Origin of the sequence: Micromonospora sp. NPDC051296, from assembly GCF_040682255.1 — a bacterium.
GTDB lineage: Bacteria > Actinomycetota > Actinomycetes > Mycobacteriales > Micromonosporaceae > Micromonospora > Micromonospora craterilacus.
Genome location: NZ_JBFBAO010000427.1, coordinates 1 through 5395 on the forward strand (window position 1 = coordinate 1; position 5395 = coordinate 5395).

Below are 5395 nucleotides of genomic sequence, written 5' to 3' on the forward strand. Positions count from 1 at the left end.
CAGCCAGCGCGCGCTCTACGACGAGTGCTACCGGGCCGGCGCCGACTGGGCCGACGACCCCGCCACCCCGTCCGAGGACGTGCAGCACGTGATCACATGGTCGGCGTGCGAGCCGAGCGGGTGTACGGTGTCGCCGCCGCGCGGCCGGGTGAAGGTCCGTACGAGGCCGAGCCGTCGGTGCTCGGGGAGCAGGTGGAGCAGCCGGCGCCGGAGGGCGGGCGGAAGCATGCGGTAGACGCGCAGAGCAATCATTCGGTACGCCGTTGCGATCGGACGGTCACCTAGCCGCGGCCCCGCGTCACCGGCGGCGTTCGCCAGCCGAGACGCCGGATGAGACGTGCCCCGACCGAACAACCGCTCCAGCAGTCATCGCCTACGTGCCTCTCTGAACAGCTCCCCGTTGCGCGCCGTGCGGCAAGCCGGACAAGGATCGCCGCACGCCGGTCCCCCGGCATACATTCTGGCCCTCACCGATCTCGCACCGCGTCTCCGAGACGGGGACCGGGCCTGCGCAGGTGGGACCCTAGCAGCGAGTTCACCTTCGACATACCAAAGAGCTGGCGGAGCAGTCCCGAACGAGCGGCGGCGACGCCTGACAGATCCATCATAGAAATGATTTGCCCGAAGAATCCTGGCCGTTCAGCTGGTCCGAAACCTGAACGGTCGGTGGCCAGGAAATGTCCGAGGAACGCCTACCGGACCGGCGTGCAGGTAGGGACCACCCAGGCGCTCGGCCGAGGTGGCAGAGTGGGGTGGTGACCGGGAGCGAACCCACCGCGAGCCGGGCGCTCCGGCCGCCGCCGGGCTACCGCCTGGCCGCGTCGGTCCGCCCGCTGACCTTCAGCTCGTACGACCCCTGCGCGCGGATCGTCGGCGACAACCTCTGGTGGGCGGCCCGCACCCCCACCGGGCCGGCCACGCTCGCCCTGCGAGCGGTCGCCGGCGAGCTGGTCGCCGAGGGATACGGGCCGGGCGCCGACTGGGTGGTCGAGCGGGCCGACGCGGTCGCCGGGCTGCGCGACGACCTGACCGGGTTCCCGGCGCTGGCCGCGACGCATCCCGTGGTGGCCCGGCTCGCCGCGCAGCACGCCGGGCTGCGGATGCCGGCCACCGGGCTGGTCTTCCCCCGGGTGCTCCGGGCGGTCCTGGAGCAGAAGGTCACCGGCAAGGAGGCCTACCGGGCGTACGCGGCCACCGTCCGCCACTTCGCCGAGCCGGCACCCGGGCCGGTGCCGCTGCTGCTGCCGCCCGAGCCGACGGCGGTGGCCGCCGCCCCGTACTGGGTCTACCACCCGTTCGGCGTGGAGCAGCGCCGCGCCGACACGCTACGCCGGGCCGCCGCGGTCGCCGACCGGCTGGAACGCTGCACGGACGCCGCGGAGGCAACCCGTCGGTTGACCTCGATCGCAGGCATCGGTCCGTGGACCGCCGCCGAGGTGGTCCGCGTCGCGTACGGCGACCCGGACGCGGTCAGCGTCGGTGACTACCACATACCGAACACGGTGGCCTGGGCCCTGGCCGGCGAGCCGCGCGGCGACGATGCCCGGATGCTGGAGCTGCTGGAGCCGTTCCGGGGGCACCGGGGTCGGGTCTGCCGGCTGCTGGAGGCGGCCGGTGTCCAGGCACCCCGCTACGGGCCCCGCGCCCCCATCCGCTCCTTCGCCCGCTTCTGAGCGCCGCGGGCGGCTGGGCCCGGGTCTCAGGCAGCCTCGCGCAGGTCGGCCAGGCGCACCGGGGTACGCCGGCGCAGCAGTTCCTCCAGCTCGGCCACCGAGCCCACCTCGCCGAGCACGTCCTTGCCGCCGCCGAAGCGGTGGGGATAGCGGTGCACCAGCCGGTAGACGTATCGGCCGCGAATCAGCTCGACGCTGACCCGCCACCGACCGCAGCACCCGCAGACCAACTCCGACATTCCGCGAAAGTAGCTCTGACCTGCGGTTTTCCGATTCCCCCGAGGGCGCCGGGACGGGCCCAGGACGGACACGCCGCCCACCGGCCGGCAGTGATGTGCCTCACCGCTGTCGGTGCCGTCTGGTTGACTGGTCGCCGTGGACCTGCCGATCAACCCGCCGGTGGAGCCGATGCTGGCCCGCAGCGTCGCGTCGATCCCCACCGGCACGGGGATGACCTACGAGCCCAAGTGGGACGGCTTCCGCTGCATCGTCTTCCGCGACGGTGACGAGGTGGAGCTGGCCAGCCGGGGCGGCAAGATGATGACCCGCTACTTCCCCGAGGTGGTGGAGCAGGCTCGCCGGCAGCTGCCGCCACGCTGCGCGGTGGACGGCGAGCTGATCGTGATCCGCCGCGACGGCCCGGACGGTCAGCCCCGGCTCGACTTCGAGCTGCTGGCCCAGCGCATTCACCCGGCGGCGTCCCGGGTGAAGCTGCTCGCCGAGACCACCCCGGCCGACTTCGTCGCCTTCGACCTGCTCGCCCTCGACGGCGAGAGCCTGATCGACCAGCCCTACCCGAGCCGCCGCGCCCGGTTGGAGCAGGCCCTCGCCGCGGTGCGGCCGCCGGTGCACGTCACCCAGATCACCACCGACGCCGACACCGCACGCCGCTGGTTCGACGTGTTCGAGGGCGCCGGGCTGGACGGGCTCATCGCCAAGCCCGCCGACCTGCCGTACGAGCCGGGCAAGCGACTCATGTTCAAGGTCAAGCACGCCCGCACCGCCGACGCGGTGGTGGCCGGGTTCCGCTGGCACAAGTCCGGCCCGGTGGTCGGCTCGCTGCTGCTCGGGCTCTACGACGACGCCGGGGTGCTGCACCACGTCGGGGTGAGCGCCTCGTTCACCATGGCCCGGCGGGCCGAACTGCTGGAGGAGCTGGCCGCCTACCGCGACGTCGGCTCGGAGCACCCGTGGGTGCACGGCGACCACGAGCGGGGCCAGCGCATCCCGGGCGGCGTCAGCCGGTGGACCGGCACGAAGAACCTGGAGTGGGAGCCGCTGCGCCCGGAGCTGGTGGTCGAGGTGGCGTACGACGCGATGGAGGGCGACCGGTTCCGGCACACCGCGCGGTTCGTCCGCTGGCGGCCCGACCGCGACCCGCGCTCGTGCCGATACGATCAGCTGGACCGGCCGGTCCGGTTCGACGTGGACCAGGTCCTGCGGGGCGACCCCGCGGTGCCGGTCGGGTCCGCACCCGACTCCGCCTAGCCTGGCCGCCGACCCGACCACGGAGGCTCGCTCGTGACCCGTACGCCCGACCGGATCCGCCGCTTCCGGCTCACCCTGGCCGGTCTGGCCGCCGCCGCGGTGGTCGCCGCCGGCTGCACGCTGCCGGCCTTCGCGCCACGCTCCGACACCGAGGGCGAGGCCGCGGCGCTGGGGGCGGCGCCGACCTGGCGGGCCTGCCCCGAGGTGCCCAGGGAGGTGGTCGGGCGGGGCGCGCCGGGCATGCGGTACGAGTGCGCCCGGATCAAGGTCCCGCGCGACTGGGCCGGCGGCACCGGCGCCACGGCCGGCCCCGGCGCCGGTGAGACCTTCGAGATCGCCCTGCTACGGGTCCGCTCCGACAAGCAGCGCGACCGGATCGGCTCGCTGCTGGTCAACCCGGGCGGGCCGGGCGGGTCCGGGGTGGACACCGCCGTCTACCTCTCCTTCGGCGAGCAGTTCGGCGGCCTGCCCGACACCATCCTGGAACGGTTCGACATCGTCGGCTTCGACCCGCGCGGAGTGGCCCGGTCCAGCCCGGTGGAGTGCATTCCGGATGCCGACCTCGACGCCTCCTTCGGCTACGACCCCGATCCGCGCAGCCAGGAATCGTTCGACGGTTTCGTCGCGCTCGGCAAGCGGATCGGCCAGGGCTGCGGCGACAAGTACGGCAACCAACTGCCGCTCTACTCCACCGAGCAGGCCGCCCGGGACATGGACGCGATCCGCGCCGCGGTCGGCGACGACAAGTTGACGTACCTCGGCTACTCGTACGGCACCCTGCTCGGCGCCACGTACGCCCAGCTGTTCCCGCAGCGGGTGCGGGCGCTGGTGCTCGACGGCGCGGTCGACCCCCGGCAGGGCCTGATCGCCGGGTCGGAGAGCCAGGCCAAGGGCTTCGAGCGGGCCTTCGGCAACTTCAACCGGTGGTGCGCGGCCAACGCCGCCCGCTGCCCGCTCGCGCCGGACGCCCGAGCGGCGGTCACGTCGGCCATCGACAAGGCCCGGGTCTCCCCGGTCCGCGCGGCCGACGGCCGCGAGGCCACCGCCGGCTGGGTCTTCTACGCGGTCATCTCCTCGCTGTACACCGAATCCGGCTGGCAGGAACTCGCCCGGGCCATCAACCGTCTGGAGGAGGGCAACCCCGACGACGTGTTCCGGCTCGCCGACGCGTACGCCGACCGTGACGACAACGGCCACTACACCAACCTGTTCGACGCCAACATGGCGGTCAACTGCGCGGACGAGGAGGAGCGGCCGAGCCTGGACCGGATCCGCCAGTTGCAGTCGCAGTGGCGCCAGCAGTACCCGCTGTTCGGGCCGGCCCTGGCGGTCGGCCTGGTGTCGTGCACCGAGTGGCCCGGCGGTAGCGACCCCTTCCCCACCGGTCGCGCCGACGGCGCCCCGCCGATCCTGGTCGTCGGCACCACCGGCGACCCGGCCACGCCCTACGAACAGACCCCGGCCCTGGCCGAGATGCTCGGCGTCGGCCGGGTCCTCACCTGGGAGGGCGAGGGCCACACCGCCTACCCGCAGACCACCTGCATCACCCGGGCCGTCGACGCGTACCTGATCGACCTGACCGTGCCCAAGGAGGGCACCCGCTGCCCAGCGCGTTGAGGGTGTCCTCAGATTGGCTCGTCCGCCACTCCACTGAACCCGACGAGCCCATTCCTCTCCGCCATGGACAGCACCTCAGACAGCTGGTCCAATTGTCGAACTGAGAGGGTCAGGAGAACGTATTTCGAGGCGTCCTCTGGATTTTCCGCCACGTCATCGTCCGACGGCTCCAGCACGTGCACCATGTCCGGCCAGCGCGCCAGCAGTTCCTCGCGAAACCGCAGCACATCCGGGCTGGGGGCAAGGTTAGCGGTGTCACCCTCAGCGAGGCCGTCGAATATCTCCCCTGGATCACCGAGGCCGCGCTTCCAGAAGCCGAAATCACTACTCATGGACGATCACCGGCTCCACCAGAGTCCCCGCCGTCCCTTCTGCGGCAACCTTCGCGTGGCTTCGGGGCACCCGGGCGGTCCGGACCGGATTGCACCACTGGCCAAGGATCCGCTGGTGGTGCAGTGCGTCCGGTGTCTGGTTTGGGGTTCGGTGTCCCATGGCCGGGGCCGGCCGGCGGGGAATGATGCCGGGCCCCGGGTCGTTGAACATGGCATACCGCCGGCGCTCCCCGCGCCATGACCGGCACCCCCGGAACCCCTGGCCCGCTGGAATGCGGGACCGGC

General features: G+C 72.7%; 5 protein-coding genes and 1 pseudogene. 4 read left to right on the top strand and 2 right to left on the bottom strand.

Annotation, left to right across the window (positions count from 1 at the left end; all coding sequences use genetic code 11):
• Positions 1–235: pseudogene (locus AB0M52_RS29885) on the top strand (hypothetical protein); the annotation flags it as partial.
• Positions 236–755: 520 nt separating this feature from the next.
• Positions 756–1673 carry a DNA-3-methyladenine glycosylase 2 family protein gene (locus AB0M52_RS29890; RefSeq protein ID WP_363960674.1) on the top strand — a complete coding sequence of 306 codons (918 nt, stop codon included), beginning with the start codon at positions 756–758 and terminating at the stop codon, positions 1671–1673.
• 26 nt (positions 1674–1699) lie between these two features.
• Here AB0M52_RS29890 and AB0M52_RS29895 read toward each other — a convergent pair whose 3' ends face one another.
• Positions 1700–1912, bottom strand: a complete 213-nt coding sequence (locus AB0M52_RS29895; protein ID WP_363960676.1) for a hypothetical protein — start codon at positions 1910–1912, stop codon at positions 1700–1702.
• A 136-nt stretch (positions 1913–2048) separates the two neighbouring features.
• On the opposite strand from AB0M52_RS29895, the gene AB0M52_RS29900 reads away from it, so the two are divergent.
• Positions 2049–3161, top strand: coding sequence for an ATP-dependent DNA ligase (locus tag AB0M52_RS29900; RefSeq protein ID WP_363960678.1), 1113 nt, complete (start codon positions 2049–2051; stop codon positions 3159–3161).
• A gap of 54 nt (positions 3162–3215) precedes the next feature.
• Complete coding sequence (locus AB0M52_RS29905) at positions 3216–4778, top strand: alpha/beta hydrolase (protein WP_363960682.1); 1563 nt, start codon at positions 3216–3218, stop codon at positions 4776–4778.
• Positions 4779–4786: 8 nt separating this feature from the next.
• Here AB0M52_RS29905 and AB0M52_RS29910 read toward each other — a convergent pair whose 3' ends face one another.
• Positions 4787–5110 carry a hypothetical protein gene (locus tag AB0M52_RS29910; protein ID WP_363960680.1) on the bottom strand — a complete coding sequence of 108 codons (324 nt, stop codon included), beginning with the start codon at positions 5108–5110 and terminating at the stop codon, positions 4787–4789.
• Between the last annotated feature and the right edge of the window lie 285 nt (positions 5111–5395).